Raw genomic sequence first — 23,588 nt, 5'->3', positions numbered from 1 at the left:
GCAAGCTAAAATGATAGTTGAAATTTTCGAAAGTAATAAAATTGAAATAGAAAAGTAGCTATGAAATATGCAATAGGTTATTTAAGAGTTAGCACACCTGATCAAAAAAAGTATGGTAATAGCTTAAGTACTCAAAAGAATAATATCGAAGACTTTTGCTTTAAAAACAACATTACTCTTTTAAAAATTTTTACAGAAGATTTTTCTGGAGCAGACTTTGATAGACCAGAATTTCTAAAGTTATTGAATTATCTAAAACAAAATAAAGGAGAAATTGACCTATTATTAATTGATAGGCAAGATAGATTTTCAAGAAATACAGAGCATGCACTTACAATGACAAGAAAGTTAAAAAAGGTAGGTGTTGAAGTAAATTTTGTTAGTGAGTGGATAGAAAATGTAAATAGCCAAGAAGGAAAGCTAATTTCTAACATACGCTACACTTTAGCTGAACTGGAAAGAGATAAAATTAAGAAGATTTGTTCTATGGGAAGTAGAACAGCATTAAAAGAGGGTCGATATACAAAAACACCTCCAAGGGGTTTTAAGCGTTCTAAAAATCAATTTAATAAAACTATAATAGAACCTAATGAGGTTGCTAACCTTGTCAAAGAATTATTTGTTGATTATGCTTTTAATATATACTCACAGAAAGAATTGCTTTCTAAATACCGTAAAAAAGGTATGAGTTTATCTAAATCGAGTTTAAGTAGAATGTTAACAAATATACTTTATGCTGGATTTATAGATTTAAAAAAGCATGACATAGAACCATATAATTTAATTAAAGGAGAGCATAAGGCGATTATTTCTCTGGAGCTATACCAAAAGGTGCAGAGGGTAAAAGATAATAGAAATACCAAGTTAAAAAACACCAAAATAGAAAATGAAAATTTCCCATTGAGTGGATTTTTAAAATGCCCTTGTTGTGGTGAAAATTTAACTGGGTCTAATAGTAATAACGGTAACAAGAAAAAAATTAAGAAATACTACTTTTATTATGAATGTAAGTCTAAAAAAGGTTGTAAAATAAGATATACAGCAAATGATGTTCATGACTTATTGGATAAAGAGTTGTCAAAATTAAGGCCTAATAAATATATCCAAAAGTTGTTTATAGATTTATTAATTGAAGAATACGAAAATTTTAATTATGAAAGATTAACGATTCTGAAACAAATAGACTCCAGAATTTTAAAAATCAATGAGCTACGTTTTTCTCTTACAGAAAAGTTTGTTGCAAATTTAATTGAAGAGGATTATTTTAAAGAAATTAACAGGAAGTATGTAGTTAACAAAAGTAGGTTAGAGCGAGAAAAAAATGAATTAGGAACATATCAAAAGGATTTAGATAAATTATTGACATTTGGACTTAATATGATTTGTAACTTTAATTTGTTATTCAAAAACTCGACTAATCAATTAAAGAAAAGGCTTCTGGGTTCGATATTAGAAGATGGGTTAATTTTTTCGAATAACAATTTTCGAACCGTTAATTACAATAGAGCGGTAAGTTTAATTTCTAAATTAGACAAGGGATACAAGCAGTTTGAAAATAAAAAAGGAGACAATTATAAAATTGTCTCCCAGTCTGTACTCAAGGTGGGAATCGAACCCACACACCCGAAAGTACTGGATTTTGAATCCAGTTCAAAATGGTTCAATATGTATCTATTTGTGCTGTTTTTCAAACAATTACCTTTGTTTTAAAGGGTTTATAAATTCATGTAAAACCGTATAAAATCAGCTTTTGTTTGACCTATGTTTGACCTAAAAGTGTTAACTTAGCTTTATAGCCTAAAGTTACGTAATACTAAGGTAAGTTAATACATCAACAATATGGCATCAAGCATAAGATTAATACTACGAAAAAAACCTAATAAAGAGGGACTATTTCCTTTAATGATTAGAATTGTTAAAAATAGAAAATCTAATGTTATCTATACAGGGCATTATATTGAATCCCATCATTGGGATAATATTGAAAGGAAAATAAAAAAATCTCATCCGAATTCAGTTAGATTAAATAACTTACTTATTAAGAAGTTAGCTGAAGCAAGTGATACAGTAATTGAATTACAATCCAATCATAAAGAATTTTCTTCAAAACAAATTAAAAAACAGATAGTAAAACCTTTTGAGAACGAAAGCTTTAATAATATTAGCAAACAATTTATGTTAGAATTGGAAGCTAATAAAAAACTAACTCGATTAAGTTCAGATAAACCAAGGATTAATCACATAATAAATTTTGCAGGTTCTGATAATTTATCTTTTAAAGAAATAAATGAAGAATTTTTAAAAGATTTTATTACCCATTTGAGGGTCAAAAGAAAAAACTCCCCACGTTCAATTACTAATAATCTTATAGTTATTCGGACACTATTCAATATTGCTATTAGAAAGGGGATTGTTGATAGTAAATTGTATCCTTTTGGTAAAGGTAAAATTAGAATCAAATTTCCAGAAACAGAAAAGGTTGGCTTATCTTCTGATGAGGTAAAAAAGATAGAATCTTTAAGTAACCTAACTGAACAAGAGCTTCACGCAAGAAGTGTATGGCTCTTTAGTTTCTATTTGGCAGGTATGCGTGTTGCAGATGTATTAAAGATTAAATGGAGTGATATTTATGACGACAGGCTTCATTATCGAATGAATAAGAATGACAAACTCTTGTCTTTAAAACTACCTCAAAAGGTACTACCAATAATAGAAAATTATACTAAGGATAAATTAAATGAAGATGATTTTATTTTTCCCGAACTTAAAAAGGCAAGCCTAAAAAGTGATAAAGACATATTGGCGGACACTAGCTACTTTAAACCACGACAAAAAGGCTCCAACATTGGAACTCCTAGTAATCATAAGGAGTTAAGAAAAAAGGAGATAAGTTTTGAGTGATAACTTAATCATAGTCGTAAACAAGGATGTTCAGAAAATGGATATCCTTTTTTTATTTTAGAAATTTAACGAAAATTCGTTTTGTTCGTTAAAAAGTTTTTAGATTTTGCTCTGTAATCACTTTTTTTCAAGAATTACAAACAAGATCAATTTTACAATCGTTAGATTGTTAGTTTATAATGACTCTGTTTTTACTAGCTTGTTGTATTTTCTTTATAAAATGATTTTTATCAGGAATTTTTCCATTTACTAATTCTATAGGAGTAAGACCAAATAAATCTGTGGGATTTCTTTCTTTATTATAGTATTCCACAAAACGTTCTAAATCATTAAATGTGTTTCCTCATTCAAAGAATATTTTCCGTGTAAAAATTCAGTTTTATAAATGCTATGGGTTACTCTCGGACATAGAATTAGAAAAAGGGAAGTCTTTAGTTTGAGTTGTTATTTTACTAACCACACTGGTGGCGCTTGAATATTTTGAACCCAAGACAAGAGTTCTCCTTTGTTTTCACCTCCACCATCAGATAAGATGTTAATCGGTTTAATAGCATTCAATAAAATGTATTTTGTAAAAGTTTCAGCAAAGAGATTTGCAATAAATTCACTTTCAGCTTTTCCATGGGTAGAACTATAATGTAAAATTCCTTTAGAATAATTATCTTTTACAAACGCTACTTTTTGAACCCCATCTTCTAGCGTATTAACAATCGTAATATTTACGTGTAACCACTCAAAAATTCTTGAAGCTCTAAATCCTTTTTGACTAGGATACTTAAATCGTTTTGCTTTGATATATCCCAAAGCAGAAGCATATTTATTAATGTAGATTTGCCACAAAATACCAAACTATTTCTCATAGCATAATAATACAAAATCACATTTGTTTTACGAAAGTTAGAAGTATTTGTGACCAAATTTTCAATCACAGAAACCTTTTTTACTGTCAGTTGATTTAGATGTTGTCTATAGCATTTTTGAAAAGGACTGATTCCACAAACTAATTTTCTTTTCTGATTATAATACTAATCTTTAGAAATTCCATAATATTTACAAGCCGTTTTTACATTTGCTAAAGGCTAAAGATTTCATCTTCTTAATAGAAATAACAATTTTATCAGCGTATAATTTTAATAATTGTTTTTTATAAGAAAATTATTGTAAAATATTTAAAATATTCTTTACCAGTTTCAATAAGAAATCTGAAAGATTTAAACAAAAAAGTTGAAGTAAATTAAATTTTATATTATCAAATTGTTTAATATGAGAATAGACCCAATCACTTCCATAATAATTTTCGTGGGAAAACTGATTCCAATTGTATTTGTTGGTTTTAAGCAATTGACAAATTTGTTTTTGTATCTAACATCACACTTGCATAAAGTAGAATTATCAGAGGGTAATAAATTCTTTTGTATATTTTCTCATAGCTTTTTAAAAGCTAAAAAAGAAAAATATAGAATTATGTACTTTTAAAAAATATGATTTAAAAGTGTTAGTTAATTTAAATATTAAGAACTTTATTATTTCTTCATTAGTAATATAATCAATCCTTCACAATCTCTTTCAAATTTTTATCCTGATCAATTTCCCACACATTAAAAATCCCATCTCCATCAAAATCTGTTATAGCGATTGCTTTTGCTTTAAAAGAATTATTGGTCGCTTGCACAATCTCATATTCATAATTTGCAGTACCACCATTTTTAACAGTTCTTTCCGCTAAAAAATCAACAGCATTAAAATCATTAGAATATTTAGAATACATAAAAAAATGATTTCGTTGTAATCCATACAGATGCACCAAGTGGTTTTGTGCCTCTAAAGCTTTTGTTTTAGAAATAATGGGCATCAGATTTGGCAAAGCAATCAGTATTAAAATTCCAATAATAACTAAAACCACTAACAATTCTTGCATATTAAATGCAGAAATTTTTTTAGTAAGAGGTTGCGATGAATTTTTCATAAAGCAATTTGAATGTTTTTTGTCCTTCGAAGCATAAAAATAATAATAATTTATTACATTTAACCTTTAAATGTTGAAATTGAGAAAAATGAAAAAGAAACTCATCTATTTTGCAGTTCTATTGCTATTTTATAATTGCGAAGTTTTTTTTGAAGAAGACATCTCTAATGAGCAAGTGCTTTTATTAGCACCCTCAAATAATTCAGAAGTTGTCGCTGGAAGTATTCAATTTAATTGGCAAGAAGTACTAGAAGCTACAGATTATCAAATTCAAATTGCCACACCAGATTTTGAACAAGCAAGTCAAATCGTTTTAGATTCTATAGTCACAAACACAATTTATACGAAAGACTTGGAAGTTGGAGCATACCAATGGCGTATCAAAGCATCTAATTCAGGATATTCCACAGGTTATCAAACCAATAGTTTCTCAGTTAACTAAACCCCAAAACTCAACGTGATCAAAAGGTATACATTTACATTGTTTTTCTTATTTTTTGTAGTTCAAGGTGGTTTTGGACAAGAAAAAGAAGATCGAATTGGGCAAATAGAAAGTCGATTGGATAGCTTATCCACTGAAATTTCAGGACTGAACAAAAAAGTAAATTTTAGTTTAAATGACACAGAACTTCCTATTTTTATAAGAGCGATTGCTAAAGAACACAAACTCAATGTAAGCATTGCTCCAAATTTAAATCAAATAAAAGTATCACAGAATTTCTCTGATGCCACTGTAAAGAACGTCTTATTGTATTTGTGTAAAGAATATAACTTAACAATAGAAACGTTAGGCTCTATTTTAAGCGTTAAAAGATATCTAAAACCATATGAAGCGAGAGACATCAAAGCCACCTACAATTTAGAAAAAGACTTATTCTCTGTAGATTTACAAAATGACACGTTGCATGTTGCTTTTAAAGAAATAACCAACAGTACAGGTAAAAATTTGGTGTTTGCTCCAGGGATTGAAAACCAAACACTATCTTCCTACATCAAAGACAAACCTTTTGAAAGTGCTGTTGATAAAATTGCATTTGCAAACAATCTATCCGTAACCAAAACAAAAGATAACTATTATCTTTTTGAAAGTGCCACAGAGCCTAACCAAAAGGGAATTACTGATGAAAGAAGGCAAAAACCAGCACGCTATCGAAATTCAAATTTTTACTTCAAAGTACAGGATACTGTAAAACAAATTGTAGATGTTGATTTTGAAAATGTAGCCATTGCTTCGATTATCAAAGATATTAGTTTTGATTTGAGTATCAATATGTTTACAAGTAGCCCGCTGACCAGTGCAGGAAATGCCACAGTAAAAGCAAGCAATATTTCTTATGATGTACTATTAACTAAAATTTTAGAAAATACAAAATTCAGTTTTAAAAAGCGAAATGGCATCTATTATTTTGGAGATGTTGCTCAACCTTCCTTAACGAGTAGTGTCACAATTCCATTACAACACAGAGCCATTGAAATTATGAACTCTCCGATTCAAAGCAATCGAAATTCAGGTTTTAATGGAGGAAACCAAGGATTCAATTCCCAAAATGGAAATCAAGGATTTAATAACAATGCTAACTTTAACCAGAATAACCAAGGTTTTAATAATAACAGAGCCAATAACAATTCAAACGTTAATAATAGAAGTTCCTTTCAAGATTATTCAAATCAATCAGACGCTATTTTAGACTTAATTCCAAAAAGTATTACAGAAGGATTAGAAATAAGCACCGATGTTGAACAAAATGCTTTTTTAGTTAGTGGGAATGCACAAAAAATAGAAGCTTTTAAAAAGTTTTTAAAAACGATTGACAAGCCAGTACCTGTAATTTTAATCGAAGTCATGATTATTGAAGTCAGCAATTCAAATTCTGTTTCAACAGGCTTGGAGTTAGGTTTAGGTGAGGCACCTACCACAGATCAAGGAACCTTATTTCCAAGTGCTGAAGTTAATTTGGGAGCGACTAGTATTAATAAAATCATTGGAGGTTTTAATGGCTTTGGTTCGTTAAATATTGGTAAAGTTGTACCTAACTTTTATGCGAAAATTCAAGCGTTGGAAACTAATGGATCTTTAAAAATTCGCTCAACGCCCAAACTCTCAACGCTCAATGGTCATCAAGCCACATTGTCTAGAGGAGAACGTTCTTATTATGCAGTTACGCAAACCAATACAGTCGGAACCTTAAATCCAATTATTACCGATGTAAAAAACTATTTTCCCATTGATGCCGATTTATCCATTGGTATTCGTCCATTAGTTTCAGGAGATGGGAATATTACCTTAAATATTAATGTGTTACAGTCAGATTTTAATGGCGTTCGTATCGATCCAGAAGCTCCACCAGGAATCAATTCTAGAGAGTTTACATCCACCATTCGAGTAAAAGACAGAGATGTAGTGATATTAGGAGGAATAGAAGAAACTTCAAGAAACAATTCTGGTTCAGGAGTTCCTTTTTTAGCAAGAATACCAATCATTAAATATCTTTTTAGCAAACGTACAAGAACAGCTTCGAAGAGTAAACTATCAGTATTGATAAAGCCAACAATTATTTATTAAGACGATGGGACAACTCTTCAAATATGGTAGAAACTATACAGCGATTGAACATGCTGAAAAGAGCAGTTTTATTTTTCTACAACTTGTTCAAAAAAAGAAAGAATTACAACTTTTACAAAAAGGCATTACTGATTCACAAGATCAAGTCATTAAAAATATCAAAGGACAGAAACACATTTTTCTGATTCTCAATGATGAGCAAATTTTATCAAAAAAAGTCTCTTTTTTGCAGGATGACGAAAAGGCAGTTGTTAGAAATGCTTTTCCCAATATTAGTCTCGGAGATTTTTACTACGAAGTTTATGCAAATCAGGAAGTATCCTTTGTTGTCATTGCAAGAAAAGAAACAGTTGATGCAATTATCTCCAACTATGCAAAAGAAGGAATTAATGTGATCGATTTTTCATTGGGAAATCTAGTGGTAAAACACATTGCTAGAATCCAAGAACATGAGCAATTAGTTACTACAAACGCATTAATTAACTTTGAACACGATAAGATTCAAGAAATAAGAAAACAAGAAGCCCAACCGACCACATTAACGATTAATGATTTAGAAGTTTCCAATACAGAAGTTTTGTCATTGGCAGGAATTATATCTTATTACACACAAAACCCTTCAAGTACTTTTCATACGGAACTAGATAAAAAATACACTCAAAAACGATTTTTTGATGTCGGCTTAAAAATTGGATTAGGTTTTTTATTAATCACTTTGTTAATTAATTTTTTTGTTTTTAGTCATTATCGGGATCAAGTAGGGAATTTGTCAGGAGAATTGCAATTGAGTGCAACCTATAAAAATCAATTAAACAAATTACAGAAAGAAGTAACCCAAAAGAAAAGTTTAGTACAAAGTGTCAATGCTGCATCTCATTCAAAATTATCACAATATTTTGATGAAATAGGCCTGTCAGTTCCAACAACTAAATTGTTGACGCAAATTCATTATCAACCCAAAGAAGGAATCCAAAAGAAAGACAAAGCAATTTTATTTCAAGAAAATAAAATAGCTATAAAAGGAATCTGTAAAGACGATATCACATTTTCTAACTGGATTTCAGTTTTAGAAAAAAAAGAATGGATTCAAGGAGTCTCTATTTTAGAATATGGAATAGGAAAAAAAACAAATACGGCTGCTAGTTTTGAATTTATAATCACAACCAATGACTGATCAGCAAAAAAATATCGGATTGGTTGCTGGATTTTTAATCCTTTTGTTGATTTCTTATCAGTTTTCTATAAAGAAAACATTGGAGTTGAAAGATAGTGCCAGTGAATTAAAGAAGGAGAAAGAAATGCTGTCTAACGCAAGTCAGCGAATATTTGACTTACAACAAGAAAATAAATATTTAGATAGTATTTTACAGAAGAAAGAAATTTCTATTGAGAATTCCTTTCAGCAAACGTTATTGCAAAAATTAAATTCTTTTCAAAAGATAGTTCCTGTTGAGATAATTTCTTTCAATGAACCACATACCTTTGAAGAGAACAATACGATTTTAAAAACCTATTCATTTGAAATCAAAGGAGAGTTTAGTTCTTTAATAAAATTAATGAACACCTTGGAACGACAACAACTGGGAAAATTGATTTCAGTTGATTTTGAAAAAAAGAGAAATTACAGGAAAAACAAGGAAGAGTTGATTGGAAATTTTTATCTTCAGAAACTCGAACAAAAAAATTAACAGCACAAAAAGTATGAGACTCATTATTGAGCTACTATTAATCCTCATTTTAGGAATTCTTTTTTATCAAGATATAAAAGAAAGAAAGGTTTCTGTATGGGTATTAATTTTAGGACTTGGACTTGGAGGATTTTTGAACTATCAAGCACAGCAGCCTATTGTTTTTCTATCAAACAGCCTTGTCAACATTATTTTTATCATTTTAATTTTTTTAGTGCTTTGGCTGTATGCAAAACTAAAAATGAAGAAAAATATTTTTGAAGTTTTTGGAAAAGGAGATTTGTTATTCTTTATCTTATTAGCGGTAAGCTTACCTATCCTCTCTTTTTTAATGGTCTTTATATTTTCAATATTTTTTTCTTTTCTTGTTTTTAGCTTATTGAAACATCGCTTTAAAGACACCACTGTTCCACTAGCAGGCCTACAAAGCCTATTTTTAGCACTTGTTTTGATGGTAAATAAAATAGTTCCTTCAATAAATATATACGCCCTCTAATGGAAGAACAACACTTTGAAATCGCGACAGCTTTAGTACAACTCATCTCCAGTGAGGAAGCTTATCAATATCGAATTGTACCTCACAAGGAAGAAGGGAATCAATGGACATTCAAAACGGATGCTGTAGAACAAGAAAACTTGTCTCAAGAATTGTCAATTGTGTTTGGGAAGCATATTATTTTAGAACAAGAGACCCAAAATAATATCCAACGTTACTTAGAAACGAATTACAGAAAAAGAGCAAAGACTAAAGAACAAAAATCACTTACTTATTCAGAGGATTTTTTATTGAATATCATTTATGAAGCCAAAGAAATTGGAAGTAGTGATATTCATTTTGAGGTTTTTGAAAAACAAGCAAGAGTTCGCTTACGTATTGATGGAAAGTTAATGGAACGCTATGTGGTTTCTTTGAAAGAATATCCAAAAATTATCAATCGAATTAAGATTATGGCAAGCTTGGATATTTCAGAGAAAAGATTGCCACAAGATGGACGGATTAATTTAACGACCGAGCAAGAAGATTTTGATATTCGTGTATCATCTTTACCCACTTTGCATGGAGAAAAGTTAGTCCTACGTATTTTGTCGAAAAACAGTTTACATGCTTCTTTAGATAATTTAGGATTTACAGAGAAAGAATTGACAACCTACACCACTGCTGTTCAAAAACCAAATGGAATTGTGCTGATTTCGGGACCCACAGGTTCAGGGAAAACAACCACCTTGTATGCCACATTAAAATTATTAAACACAAATGATACCAATATTTTAACGATTGAAGACCCAATTGAATATACTTTGGAAGGCGTCAATCAAGTACAGTTAAAGCAAAATATAGGATTGGATTTTGCCAGCACATTACGTACTTTTTTAAGACAAGACCCTGATATTATTATGGTTGGGGAGATTAGGGATGTAGACACCGCAAATATGGCGATTAGAGCCTCTTTAACAGGACATTTGGTACTATCTACCATTCACACAAATTCTGCTTGGGCAACAATTTCTAGGTTAATTGATATGGGAATTCCATCATTTTTAATCGCAAGTACTTTAAATGTTAGTGTAGCGCAACGATTAGTCAGAAAACTCTGTACTTCATGCAAGAAACTAGAAACAACGCTCACAAAAAAAGAGCTGAATTTGGAACAATTTAATGGTATTGAAGAACATTACAAAGCTGTGGGTTGTCCAAGTTGTTATCAAACAGGGTATCAAGGAAGAAAAGCGGTTTATGAAATCATTCCCATTACAGAAGAATTGGTCAATAATATCATTGAAAAAAAAATAGAGATTCATCAATATTTAAAAGATAATAAGATTGCCACCTTAAAATCAAACATGATAGCCTTGGTAAAAGAAGGTATAACTTCGGTCGAAGAAGTATATCCTTTTTTAATTTAATGTTGAGAATTTTAAGTAACGAAATATAAATAATACTCAAAGAAGGAAAACAATTACACGATTAAACAGATAACAATTACACAACAGCAAAATAATTTTGAAAAAACAAAAGAAAACATATTTATTATTAACAGCAGTTGTCATCATTTGGGGAGCGATTGGATATCAAATTTATTCACGGATGAATCCACCAATCCCAAAATTAGAAACCTTAACGATTGAAAATAAATTTCAAAAGCAAGAGTTATCAGAACAATCTTTTTATGAATTAACAAAGGAATATAGAGATCCTTTTTTAGGAGGATTTCCAAAAAAGAAAAGAGTTACTAAAAAGAAAGCGCCTCAAAAAATTGAACCTACCATTACTTTTCCAAATGTTGTTTATAATGGAGTGATAGGAGGTTCTCAAACCAAATCTTATATTTTGACGGTTAATGGAAAGCAAGAAATCCTAAACAAAGGAGAAACTCTGCAAGGCGTAAAACTGGTAAAAGCGAATTCTGAAGAAATTGTTGTTACCTTTGAAAAAGTAACCAAAACCATTACAAAGCAATAAATGAAGATTGCAAAGAAAATAAAGGCAGGAGCATTACAGTATGTATTAGTCATTTCTGTAATTATTGCTATTATTATTTTTGCATTTATTTCATTGGTGTATTTACAACAAAAAATGACGATTAAGCATGGTTTTACCAAAGAAGCCATTGCGAATGTTCAAATGAGTTTTGAGTATTTAAAACAAAAAAACATCGATTACAATACTGAAACAACACTTAATTTTTCAGAAGATGAAAATGAAAAAGAATATAAGACAACAACCATACTAAAGAAGCATTGGGGTATTTTTGATCTTGGAGTTGCCACTTCAAAAGTGAAAAATGAATTTTTTCAAAAAGTAGCACTTTTAGGGACTCAAAATAAAAAAAGAGATGCTTTATACCTAAAGGAAAATAACGCATCTTTAGTTTTGGTGGGGAAGACAAAAATCACAGGAACAGTTTCCATACCCAAACAAGGAGTAAAAACAGGAAATATTGCAGGAGTTTCTTACTATGGCAACCAATTAATATATGGACTTGAAAAGACGAGTAGCGCACAACTTCCTAAAATCAAAAACATAGAATTTCTAAAAGATTTTATTAAGAATTACTATACAGAAAGCACAACATATTTTGAATTAGAGGATGGTTTAAAGGTTCATCAATCTTTTAAGGAAAATACCTTGTTATTTGAAGATGTAAATCCCATACAATTAAGAAACATCAATTTGAATGGAAATATTTTAATTGTTTCAAAGCAAACCATTACAGTTCAAGCCTCTGCTAAATTGGAAGATGTAATTTTGATAGCTCCCAAAATTATCATTGAGGAAAATACCATTGGAAACTTTCAAGTAATTGCTACCAAACAGATAAAAGTAAAATCAAACGTTAACTTACACTATCCTTCTGCCCTAATTTTGTTAGATCAAGACAAAGAAGTTCAAAAACAAGCTCAAAACAATATCCAAAATAGAGAAATTAACCAAATTGAAATTCAGGAAAATACAGATATTAGGGGAATCCTAGTGTATGAATCAGAAAATAAACAAAGCAATTATGATGCACAAATTAAGATTGCAGAGAAAGTACAAATAACTGGGGAAGTCTATTGTGCTAAAAATACGGAATTGCAAGGAACGATTTACGGTTCAGTCTTTACCAATAATTTTATTATAAAAAAATCAGGGAGAGTTTATGTAAATCATATTTATAATGGGGTCATCAATGCTAAAGAACTTCCAAATCAATATGCAGGATTGCAAATCAATCAATTTTCTAATCAAGTTGCAAAATGGGTAGATTAAAAAAAAGATTTCAACAAAAAATTGTAGCTTCCTCATTGACAGAAGTTATTGTAGCGACTTCAATATTGTTAGTTGTTTTTGCCATTGCACTCCTTACCTTAAATAATTTGATGGTTAGCACATTACAAACAGATACTCAAAAGTTAGACACTGAAATAGAAATACTGATTTATAAGTATCAAAACAACCAATTAAAAACCCCTTCTTCCATTCAAGAAGGTAGTTCCATTATTGATGTTCAAAGAATAAACAAAGAAGATATTGATTTTGTAGAATTTTCTATAAAAGATGAAAACAGCAATAAAACCAAAAGTAAAAAAATAATAGCGATTTCTAATGAAGAATAAGAAACTCAAAGCATTTACATTGGCAGAAATGCTGGTGGTTTTGGTGGTGGCAAGTATCGTAATTGCCATGGGGTTTCTAGTGTTGAATATGGTTCGAAAACAAGTCGTTGTCATTCAAAGAAATTATCAAAAAAAGCAAGAAGTTCAATTGTTTAAAGCAATGCTTATAAGAGATTTTAACTCACATAAGGCGTTTTATCACAAAAACCAGAACAGATTACTTTTAAAAAACACCAAAGATAGTATTGCTTATGTCTTTTCAGAGAAAGCAATTATTAGAGAAAAAGACACATTTAAGTTGGAAGTCATCAATAAAAAAATATATTTAGATGGTATCCAAAAAGAACAAAACGATATAGATGCTATTGAAATTAATTTATCAGAAAACTATGGAGGGAAGCAACTTTTTATTCAGCAAACAAAAGATGCAGCTTATTATATGAACGATAAACAATAAAAGGGCAAACAAAACATGGCTTTCCAACTCAAGAACATAGCACCACAAAAAAAGAAAACCACTTCTTTTGATATTGATACGATATTGAAAAAAGAAATTTCTTTTGGAAATTCTTTTTCTAATAAGAAGAAGGAAAGTTTTTACACGGAATTGTATGTGCTTTTAAATGCGGGAATGACCTTAAAAGATGCTTTACTATTAAATGCAGAAGAACAAAAAAAAGAAAAAGATAAAAATCTTATCAATGCGTTAGTAACAGATTTGATTAATGGTAAAAATTTATCTGATTCCATTAAAAATCAAAAAGAGTTTTCTGCTTATGAATACCATTCCTTAAGAATAGGAGAACAAACAGGAACACTCCAAAAAGTAGCCAAAGAATTAGGCGTATTTTACAAACGTAAAAACGAACAACGAAGAATTATAATTAGTGCTTTATCTTACCCAATTGTTGTTTTGTTTACTGCTTTTTTAGCTATTTTATTCATGCTTCAATTTGTAGTACCAATGTTTGCAGATATTTTTAAGCAAAACAAAGTAGAACTTCCTTGGATTACTAAAAAGATAATGATTGCTTCCAATTTGTTTCAAGAATATTGGTGGTTTGTTTTTTTATGTATAATTGCAATCATCATTACAAAACAGTTAGTAAAAAAGAAAGTCTGGTATCAAAAACACACTTCCTTGATACTCTTAAAAACTCCCTTGATTGGAGAATTCATCAGAAAAGTAAAAATTGCTCAGTTTACGCAAGCCATAACGCTGCTTACTGGAGCTAAAGTTCCTTTGTTAAATGGTATCCAATTGACAAAAAAAATGATTGGATATTTTCCTTTAGAGGTGGCACTTGAAAAAGTAGAAGAAGATATTTTAAAAGGTAAAAGTTTACATCAAAGTATGGGAACTCATAAAATTTTTGATAAAAAAATGATTTCACTCATAAAAGTTGCAGATGAAACGAACCAAAATGAAACTATTTTTAAAAGACTCACAGAACAATATAATGAGGAAATTGAATATAAATCTAAGATGATTTCTGCAACCATAGAGCCTTTTATCATTTTAATTCTTGGAGCTATAGTAGCCACTATTTTGATTGCGATGTATTTACCAATGTTTAAATTGAGTACCGTAATAAATTAATTTTTTAATTAATTGAGATTTATTTTAAATTTTCTTCTTACTTTTAAGAAAAATTCTTCAATGAAAAACTTCTCAAGTTTATATTCTTTAAATTTTCTAAATTTCAGTTCTATGAAAAAAAATATTATAACGATTTTATTTCTAATCATTTTTCCTGAAATAATTAATTCACAAATATTAGGAAATAATAATATGCCTGGAATACAACCCCCAAGTCCTACTGCAAGTAATTTTTTAAAATACGGAGAAATTCCCGTAAGTTATTTTACTGGAACCATGAGTACTTCAATTCCAATATACACTATTGAAGCAAGAGGTTTAAACTTACCTATAAATTTAAGTTATCACTCTGGTGGTATTAGAGTTAGTGAAGAAGCATCATCAGTTGGGCTAGGATGGAGCCTTAATTCAGGTGGAAGCATTGTACAAATTGTTAATAGTTATGACGATTTTGGTCCATATAAAAACAGGGTGTTTCCTAATATAGATGAAGTTGTAGATGTTGTTTCAAATGGAAGTGCTCCAAGTGGTATACTGGACGCTTGCAATGGAACATATACCGAAATTGATGATGCAAATTTTAATATAGCTTTACATGGACAAAACAGATGTGGCCCGATTGATGGAGGAAATAGTTCCTCTGCTATACCTCCTGAAATTATGGATGGTAATAGAAATCTTAGACCAAAAGATTTTGAACCAGATATTTTTAAATTTTCAGTACTTGGTTATTCAGGAAGTTTTGTGCTAAATTGGAGTAGTGATACTTTTACATGTTTAACGGACTCGCGCATAAGAATTAAAAAAGTAAATAATTCAAACAATGAAATTGAGGTAACAACTCCAGAAGGTCATCGAGTAATTTTTTCGATAACCGAAGAAACGAATGTTTATTATTCCCCAGACCCTATCTATTCAACTTATTATAGCAATAATAAAAAAGTTACTTCAAGATTTTACAAAATTAAAGAGATTTTCACAAATAAAAATGATCATATAGAATATTCTTATACAGTAACCTCACCTATTAGAAATTTTACAAGTGAAACAGAAAGTATTACTTATTATGATTTCTATTTTCCAGGTTCAGCAAATGGCGGTGGTTCTATCTCAAGAGTTGAAACAGAGCAATCTTACAGCTTTTTAAATAAGATTAAATTTAATCAGGGAGTAATTTTATTTAATACATCTAATAGAATAGATATTGAGGGTACAAAAAAAATAGATAAAATCTTAGTAAAAAATTCTGAATCAGATATTGACAACGTTAAGGAATTTGAATTTTATTATGATTATTTTATAGGACATACCAATGGAGGCTTTAACAGTGGAGATGGAACTTATAATACATCTGAGACAGGGAATCATATTACATCAAATGAAAGGACACATAGACTAAAGTTAAATTCTGTTCATGAAAAAGGTAAAAACCCTTACTATTTCGAGTATAATGATACTCAATTACCGCAAAAAACTTCTTATTCTCAAGATTATTGGGGGTATTATAATGGACATACTACAAACAATAGTTTATTCCCTGATCTAAAAAGATTTAATTATGAAAATTCATCTTTACCTAATTATTATTATTCAAGTAATAATAGAAGTTCTAGATTAATTTATACAAAAGCAGGTATATTGGAAAAAATAATATATCCTACAAGTGGGTACTCAAAATTTTATTATGAGCTAAATTCTTTCTCAAATTATATAGTACCAAATTATGATGACACTCAAAACACAACATATACTTTAGGAAGAAGTAGTTATGGTGGAGGCTTAAGAATTGAAAAAATAGAAAATTACGATCATGATAATGTAAAAATAAATCAAAAAAAATATGCTTATTCTGGGGGAAAGTTATTCAATCCATTGCGTTTTTTTAATAAATCTTATATGTTTTATGAATATAAAGTCTATGACTTAAACGGAGATTATATTGGTACTACACGTACTTCCGGGTTTAGAAGTAAAATATCAACTTCTAATTTCCTAATACCTTCCATTAGTGTGGGTAATTCAATAGGATATAATAAAGTTACAGAGCTTTTTATATCAAAAGATAATGAGTTAGTCACTAATGGTAAGATTGAATATTTATATGAAAACCACATAAATCAAGGTGCAGCAGTTATTGGAGGTAATTCAAGCCTTATAACAAATGCACATTGGCAATCAAATGGAAATTATTCAGAATTGAACTTACCTACTGTTCAACAAGATGGAATGCCAGAGAATGGTTCTTTGTTAGAACAAATTACCTACAACTCTCTTGATAGTATAGTTAGCAAAACAAAACATAATTATATTACTTACAGAACAGGAGCCTGTTTAAATGGAATACGTATTGGTCCTATGTTATCTAAAAGAGAGTGTGGATTAGTAGGTAATAATGGTAATAGTTTCACAAGAACATATATGCTAGGCGTTTACCCCGTAAGAGTCATCAACACGTTATTAAAAGATAAAGAAACTACTTTATATTTTGATAACAATAAAAAAATATCTACAAAAGAAGATTACAGTTATGATTACTTTTATCAGCTCTCTGAGAAAAAAATGACAAATTCAGATAATAAAATAATTAAAGAGCAACTTACCCATTATAATAACACATCTTTAAATATCTTTTCTCCGATTAGTAGTCATAAAGTTTATAATAATGATAAATTATCTAAATCAATGAGTTATTCCTATAGTGAACAAAATTTGATTAGAATTTCTGATAACTTAAATCTAGTAGGATTGAATAGTTCTAACACATCTTCTTCTGAGTTTTCATTTTTAAGTAAAAAATTTTCTTATGATCAAAATTCAAATATTGTAGAATCCTATACATCTGTTGATAGGCTCTCCGCTCCAAGTATTTCTTCAGGACTTTTGACGAAATACATCTGGGATTACCATGGAAAGTACGTTTTGATAAAAATGGAAGGGCATGGGACTTACAATTGGCCTTCACAAGGCCATATTGACGCAGTTATTAATGCATCACAAGATTATAGTAATCAAATAAATCTTAATTCAGCAATTCAAAACCTGCGCAATTCTGTAGGTTCAAATATAAATGTAACAAGTTATACTTATAAAAATTTAGTTGGTATTAAAAGTATAACCAATCCAAGAGGACAAACCATATATTACGAGTATGATAATTTTAATAGATTAAAATTTATTAAAGATAATAATGGTTACATTTTAAATAGAAATGATTATAACTTTAAAAATTAATAAGCTATGAAAAAGTTATTATTTGTTTGTTTTTTTGCATCCTTCTACTGTAAATCTCAAACAACATCCGAAAATTATATAAAAAAAACAGTTTATAAAAAACAGACGATTGATGAGATATATGACGCTGTCTCTGGAGCTGCTACTTCTAATCTTCTTACTGATAATGATAAATTAATATCTATTAACTACTTTGATGGCTTAGGAAGGTCTAAACAATTTGTTCAAATTGGAGCGGGGGGAAATAATCAAGATATAATAAAACATTTTGCTTACGATCAATTTGGGAGACAAACAATTGATTTTTTACCATATTCAAGCGGAAGTTATAATCCAGAAATTAGAACTGGAAATATAGAACTTACAAATAAATCATATTACTTAAATAAATATCCTGACGATTTTTTAAATGTGTCTTCTTTTGATGTTAATTCCTATTCAGAAAATATTTTAGACAATTCTCCTTTAAATAGAGTTTCTGAAATAGCTGCTCCAGGTAAGGATTGGAAGAAAGAAAATGGGCATACAATTAAATATGAATATGCTTTAAATTCCACAAACGAAGTTTTATTATTTGGAGTTAATTTTGTTGGAGGTAATAAAGAAAACCCAAAATTAAAATTGGCAGATTCCTATTATAGTAAAGGAGAATTGTATAAAACGATTACAAAGGATGAAAACTGGAATTCTTGGCAAGGAAAAGATAGAACTACAGAAGAGTTTAAGAATAAGCAAGGGCAAGTTGTTTTAAAAAGAACTTACAATAATAGCCAGCCACATGACACTTATTATATTTATGATGATTTTGGCAATCTAACTTTTGTATTACCCCCATTAGCTGCTGAAAAAACAAAAATTTATGAAGTACAGAGTATAACAATACCTGCTTCAGGTTTATTAACAACTACAGGATCATCTTCTAATCTAACAGTAGGTATTCGTATGATAAATCCTGGGAATTTTGAAATTTATTCTAGCATTTCCATCTCTCCATCGCCAATTACCAGTATCAAGTCAGGTTTTTTGGCAGACATACCTTTTTTAGATGATAATTATTTTCAGATTGCATATAGTAATACTTATAATCCTTATCAGTCAACTTCATATTATATTAGCGATAACAAATTACAATGTTCCTCATATGGTTCTTCTAATGCTAGGGTTTACATAAATAAAACTAATACTTTAAGTTTGCCTCAAAATTTACAAGGGTATACAGCGGCTCAAACACAAGTAGAAGTGGATAACCTTTTAAACAAACTCTGTTATCAATATAAATATGACAAACTTAATAGACTAATTGAAAAAAAAATACCCGGGAAAAAATGGGAACTAATTATATATGATCAATTAAATCGACCAATTATTACTTCTGATTATAATCAATACTCTACAGGAAAATGGAATTTCACAAAATATGATGCCTTTGGAAGAATTCTTTATACTGGAAATAGACAAGGCTATAATAATAGACATAACCTTCAGTTGGAAGCCAATGCTAGTAGCATATTATACGAGACAAGGCTATATCCTATCAGTTTAGGAGGTACCACAATTTATTATTCAAATAATAGCTACCCAAATACAAATATATCAGAATTATATACGGTAAATTATTACGATGATTATATAACACAACCTTTAGGTTTTTCATTACCATCCTCAATATATGGACAACAAATAAATACCAGTCCAAAAGGTCTACCTACAGTTTCTTTAGTAAAAGTTCTTAATGTTAGTCCTCAAAAATGGATTAAAACTGCAATATGCTATGATTTTAAAGATAGACCTATCTATTCATACAGTCATAATAGTTATCTTGAAACAACCGATATTATAGAATCAAAGTTTGATTTTTTAGGTAATGTCTTAGAAACAAAAACTACTCACAAAAAAAATGGTAAATCCGATATTATCACTATAGATAAATATACCTATGACAATACAAACCGTTTAATTAATCATAAACAAAAAATAAATAACTTGCCTCAAGAGTTAATTGTTAAAAACACTTATGATGATTTAGGTCAGTTAGAAAACAAGAAAATAGGAGATATTGAAAATAATGAATTACAACAAATTGATTATGATTATAATGTAAGAGGTTGGTTAACAAATATAAATAATCCTCAACAAGGTCTTGGAGATGATTTGTTTTCTATGGAATTAAAATACAACGATGATGGAACCAGATTATATAATGGAAATATCTCAAAAATATACTGGAGAACATCTGGGGATGACGCCAAAAGAGATTACAGTTATTATTATGATGATTTAAATAGAATTAATAGAGGATATTACTATAGTTGGAATCAGGGGGGTAAATTTAATCTAACCAATATAAATTATGATAAAAACGGAAACATTCAAAACTTACAAAGAAGAGGAGCTATAGTTGAAGAACCAAATGCTCACGATCATAGTAACTATGGAGTTATGGATAATTTAAAGTACACTTATGATGGTAATAAGCTAATAAATGTAGATGATACAGGAAATGACACCTATGGATTTAGAGATGTAAACAATGCTGTAACTGTAGAAGAATATTTTTATGATGATAATGGCAACATGATTGAAGATAAAAATAAGGGTATTAATAACATTACCTACAATCATTTAAATTTACCTACATTAGTGGATTTTGGTAACAATAAGAATATTCAATATACATATGATGCCACAGGGGTTAAATTGAAAAAAATGGTTTCAGATTCCAATGGTACAACTACAACAAATTATGCAGGAAACTACATCTATAACAACAGTAATAATCTGGAATTTTTTAATACTTCCGAAGGTTATGTAGCCCCAATTAATTCATCAAATTACAATTTAGGCTTTGATTATGTGTATCAATATAAAGATCATTTAGGAAATGTTAGGTTGAGTTTTACTAAAAATAAAAATCAAAGCCAGCAATTGATATTTTCTGACAGCTTTGAAAACACTTTTAGTAATTGGGATAAAAGTAATAATTCATTTGGCTGGGCTTTGACAGCTATAGATACAAGTAAAAAAAAGACAGGAAATTCTTCTGGAAGAATAGATTCAAACTATCCATCTGATTGGAGCATATACGTGTACAGTGATACTTGGACACCGATAAATAATATGGAAGACACGTATTATACCGTATCTGGATGGGTATATGTAGAAGATGTTGCAAATAATGATGCTAGGATGTATTTGTCTGGAAGAGAATTAAATGAAATTGGATATCCAAGTAAAAATTATTCGGCTGGAACAACAACAGAGAGAGGAAATTGGGTATATTTAGAGAGATCTATTTTAGTCCCAAAGGAAATAAGAGAGTTAAATATAAGAATTGACAATAATAAAGAAGGAAAAGTTTGGTTTGATGATGTGAAAATTACTAAAGGTAACTCCTCTAGAACCGTTGTAATAGAAGAAAGTAACTATTATCCTTTTGGCTTACAACACAAAGGGTACAATAATGTCGTGAATGGTACTGCTCATCCTTATAAGTTTGGAGGAAAAGAACATAATGAAGAACTTGGTTTAGATTTGTATGACTACGGTGCAAGAATGTACGACCCAGCAATTGGAAGATGGTCTGTTTTAGATAATTTAAGTGAAGTATACTATAGTTATTCAAGTTATATATATGCTTTAAATACCCCAATACAAGCAATAGACCCAGACGGAAATATAGTAATTTTTATAAACGGACAACACGGAGGAGATGGAGCAAAAGGTTATCAAAATGGAGGTTCTAATTGGAGAGGAACAAGTGATTATTGGAGGAATTTTGATACTTCAAAAAGTAATTGGTTATCACAACCAAACAAAATAGCTTTTAATGCTCTTGCTATGAATCAATTAGGAGACCACAATGCAATCTATAGAGATGGTTCGGATGGTGGATGGGCAAACACAACAACGAGACCAAGAATAGGAAACACTAAAAATAATTTAAGCGCATCAAATAGAAGAAATGCAGGTAAAGTACAAGGAGCAAAGGATGCTGCAAGAATAATTGAGGCAATAAAAGACAGTAATGGGAATGTGGTTGAAACTATTAAAATAATCACTCACAGTATGGGAGGAGCGTATGGAAAAGGATATGTTAAAGCTCTTAAAAAATACATAAAAACACTTCCAATAGAACAGCAAAGAGAGATTAAAATCACTTTAGTTGCAGATTTTGATCCTTTCAATGGTAATCAATTAAAGGCAGATGAAAATATTCATACACAACAACACAGTCATTTAGGAGGTCTTGCGGACCAACAACAAGAGGGTGCAGATGAAAGCTTTACAACTAAAGGGAAACATAGTATATTTAGTTTTGTTTCAAATATATCAAATCTTCAAGAAGGAACATATAAATGGAATGGTACGGATTGGGAATGTACATCTTGTAAAAAATAATTAAAATGAATAAAAATATTATTATAATAGCAATACTGTTGTCTTTTCAAATGATGAGTTGTCAGAATATGACAGTAAAATTAACGCCTCAAGAATTTAAATCAAATAATAAGGCGTCTAAAAAGTTATATTTAAAAGATAGTATCAGTTTAGTCAGATTGATTAAAGAGGATATTAAAGAACATAAAGGCGATTATCACTCTAAAGCATATGATTATTCAACTAAAATAATAATAGACACAATAATGTATAATTCAGACTTTAATAAATTAATATTTTTTATTATTGATAAAAAGGAGAATAAAAAAGCATATCCAGAGACACTTACAAAAGAAAATGTAGATTATTTAATAAAAGAAGGAAACGCAGATATCCCTTATGAAGGTTTTCATTATACAGGAAAAGCATATATAGGTATTCGTGAAAATGATAGTTTATATATTAATAATTATTTTAGAATGACAACAGCAGGGTATAATATAATAAATGATGTAAAAAAAGAACAAAGAGTTGCTTTTTTTGAAGAATATTCTGCCGTTAAGTATAAAGGCTATGAATATAATCTTGATGACAAACGTTTTTGGGATAGTGATATTTGGAGTTTTGACAAATAGCGGAATATAATAAATTATTAGAACCACAGCGAAAGTTGTGGTTTTTTTATGCGTACGCTTTTTTAGTTTTAGTATCTCTAATAAAAGCGTCTATAATTTTGGTAACAGTAGTTTTATCTTCTTCCGAAAGTCTTTGAATCTCTTTCATACGGTTAAGCATATCAATATCTACGACCTCTAAATTATCATCTTCTGACATCAAATAATCGAGGGAAACACCTAAAACCTTTGCTATTTTATTGGCGTTCTCAACAGATGGTATAATATCGTCACGCTCATATTTAGAAATCGCATCACGAGAAACACCTACAAACGAAGCTACATCTACTTGAGATAACTTTTTCTCTTTCCTAATCTTGGTAATCTTCTGTCCTAAACTCATAGAATAGTCGTCTTAATGTGTTTAAATAGTAGTAAACTATACTTATTTGGCAAATATAGTCAAATAAAAATAGTATTGTCTTTGTTTATTGAATAGTAATATCTAATATTGCAGAGTAAACAATACAAATAATAGAATTATCTGCAT

The 23,588-nt window shown here is 29.6% G+C and carries 20 protein-coding genes; 16 read left to right on the top strand and 4 right to left on the bottom strand.

Going from position 1 to position 23,588, the window contains the following annotated elements:
* Window positions 1-60: 60 nt before the first annotated feature.
* Both BTO16_RS11620 and BTO16_RS11615 read left to right on the top strand, forming a co-directional pair.
* A complete protein-coding gene (locus tag BTO16_RS11620) occupies window positions 61-1,710 on the top strand; it encodes a recombinase family protein (RefSeq protein ID WP_105021852.1) in 1,650 nt (549 codons plus the stop codon).
* A 129-nt stretch (window positions 1,711-1,839) separates the two neighbouring features.
* Window positions 1,840-2,901 (top strand): site-specific integrase, encoded by a 1,062-nt coding sequence (locus BTO16_RS11615; RefSeq protein ID WP_105021851.1) that lies wholly within the window; start codon window positions 1,840-1,842, stop codon window positions 2,899-2,901.
* Between the two features lie 169 nt (window positions 2,902-3,070).
* Here the strand turns inward: BTO16_RS11615 and BTO16_RS17650 are convergent, their stop codons facing one another.
* The 3 genes from BTO16_RS17650 to BTO16_RS11605 form a co-directional block, all read right to left on the bottom strand.
* Window positions 3,071-3,214, bottom strand: a complete 144-nt coding sequence (locus BTO16_RS17650; RefSeq protein WP_170064459.1) for a hypothetical protein — start codon at window positions 3,212-3,214, stop codon at window positions 3,071-3,073.
* Between the two features lie 131 nt (window positions 3,215-3,345).
* Window positions 3,346-3,741, bottom strand: coding sequence for a hypothetical protein (locus tag BTO16_RS11610; protein WP_105021850.1), 396 nt, complete (start codon window positions 3,739-3,741; stop codon window positions 3,346-3,348).
* A gap of 706 nt (window positions 3,742-4,447) precedes the next feature.
* On the bottom strand, window positions 4,448-4,867 hold the full coding sequence (locus tag BTO16_RS11605) for a prepilin-type N-terminal cleavage/methylation domain-containing protein (protein WP_105021849.1): 420 nt from the start codon (window positions 4,865-4,867) through the stop codon (window positions 4,448-4,450).
* Between the two features lie 88 nt (window positions 4,868-4,955).
* Here BTO16_RS11605 and BTO16_RS11600 point away from each other — a divergent pair, with 88 nt between their 5' ends.
* From BTO16_RS11600 to BTO16_RS11535, 14 genes are all read left to right on the top strand, one after another.
* Window positions 4,956-5,309: a hypothetical protein gene (locus BTO16_RS11600; protein WP_146105395.1), complete on the top strand. Its 354-nt coding sequence runs from the start codon at window positions 4,956-4,958 to the stop codon at window positions 5,307-5,309.
* A 39-nt stretch (window positions 5,310-5,348) separates the two neighbouring features.
* Window positions 5,349-7,430: a type II secretion system protein GspD gene (locus BTO16_RS11595; protein ID WP_105021847.1), complete on the top strand. Its 2,082-nt coding sequence runs from the start codon at window positions 5,349-5,351 to the stop codon at window positions 7,428-7,430.
* Between the two features lie 4 nt (window positions 7,431-7,434).
* Entirely contained in the window at window positions 7,435-8,604 is a 1,170-nt protein-coding gene (locus BTO16_RS11590) for a hypothetical protein (RefSeq protein WP_105021846.1), read from the top strand.
* Window positions 8,597-9,118 carry a hypothetical protein gene (locus tag BTO16_RS11585; RefSeq protein ID WP_105021845.1) on the top strand — a complete coding sequence of 174 codons (522 nt, stop codon included), beginning with the start codon at window positions 8,597-8,599 and terminating at the stop codon, window positions 9,116-9,118. Before BTO16_RS11590 ends, BTO16_RS11585 begins: the two co-directional genes overlap by 8 nt.
* Window positions 9,119-9,131: 13 nt before the next feature.
* Complete coding sequence (locus BTO16_RS11580; RefSeq protein ID WP_146105394.1) at window positions 9,132-9,614, top strand: prepilin peptidase; 483 nt, start codon at window positions 9,132-9,134, stop codon at window positions 9,612-9,614.
* Window positions 9,614-11,023 carry a GspE/PulE family protein gene (locus BTO16_RS11575; protein WP_105021843.1) on the top strand — a complete coding sequence of 470 codons (1,410 nt, stop codon included), beginning with the start codon at window positions 9,614-9,616 and terminating at the stop codon, window positions 11,021-11,023. Before BTO16_RS11580 ends, BTO16_RS11575 begins: the two co-directional genes overlap by 1 nt.
* Window positions 11,024-11,120: 97 nt before the next feature.
* Window positions 11,121-11,579 (top strand): hypothetical protein, encoded by a 459-nt coding sequence (locus BTO16_RS11570; RefSeq protein ID WP_146105393.1) that lies wholly within the window; start codon window positions 11,121-11,123, stop codon window positions 11,577-11,579.
* Entirely contained in the window at window positions 11,580-12,869 is a 1,290-nt protein-coding gene (locus BTO16_RS11565) for a hypothetical protein (RefSeq protein ID WP_105021841.1), read from the top strand.
* Window positions 12,857-13,216 carry a hypothetical protein gene (locus BTO16_RS11560; RefSeq protein WP_105021840.1) on the top strand — a complete coding sequence of 120 codons (360 nt, stop codon included), beginning with the start codon at window positions 12,857-12,859 and terminating at the stop codon, window positions 13,214-13,216. The genes BTO16_RS11565 and BTO16_RS11560 overlap by 13 nt, the downstream gene beginning before the upstream one ends.
* Window positions 13,206-13,673, top strand: coding sequence for a PulJ/GspJ family protein (locus BTO16_RS11555; protein ID WP_105021839.1), 468 nt, complete (start codon window positions 13,206-13,208; stop codon window positions 13,671-13,673). The genes BTO16_RS11560 and BTO16_RS11555 overlap by 11 nt, the downstream gene beginning before the upstream one ends.
* Window positions 13,674-13,688: 15 nt before the next feature.
* Window positions 13,689-14,816, top strand: coding sequence for a type II secretion system F family protein (locus tag BTO16_RS11550; protein WP_105021838.1), 1,128 nt, complete (start codon window positions 13,689-13,691; stop codon window positions 14,814-14,816).
* A 111-nt stretch (window positions 14,817-14,927) separates the two neighbouring features.
* Window positions 14,928-18,047 (top strand): hypothetical protein, encoded by a 3,120-nt coding sequence (locus tag BTO16_RS11545; protein ID WP_105021837.1) that lies wholly within the window; start codon window positions 14,928-14,930, stop codon window positions 18,045-18,047.
* A 6-nt stretch (window positions 18,048-18,053) separates the two neighbouring features.
* Window positions 18,054-22,445: a DUF6443 domain-containing protein gene (locus BTO16_RS11540; protein WP_105021836.1), complete on the top strand. Its 4,392-nt coding sequence runs from the start codon at window positions 18,054-18,056 to the stop codon at window positions 22,443-22,445.
* A 5-nt stretch (window positions 22,446-22,450) separates the two neighbouring features.
* Window positions 22,451-23,059: a hypothetical protein gene (locus BTO16_RS11535; protein WP_146105392.1), complete on the top strand. Its 609-nt coding sequence runs from the start codon at window positions 22,451-22,453 to the stop codon at window positions 23,057-23,059.
* 46 nt (window positions 23,060-23,105) lie between these two features.
* Here the strand turns inward: BTO16_RS11535 and BTO16_RS11530 are convergent, their stop codons facing one another.
* Window positions 23,106-23,441 (bottom strand): helix-turn-helix domain-containing protein, encoded by a 336-nt coding sequence (locus BTO16_RS11530; RefSeq protein WP_105021834.1) that lies wholly within the window; start codon window positions 23,439-23,441, stop codon window positions 23,106-23,108.
* Window positions 23,442-23,588 lie beyond the last annotated feature (147 nt).

Source organism: Polaribacter glomeratus, from assembly GCF_002954665.1.
In the GTDB taxonomy this organism is placed as follows: domain Bacteria; phylum Bacteroidota; class Bacteroidia; order Flavobacteriales; family Flavobacteriaceae; genus Polaribacter; species Polaribacter glomeratus.
Note: the sequence above shows the minus strand (reverse complement) of the source record. Positions and strands in the feature narration are given on the sequence as shown.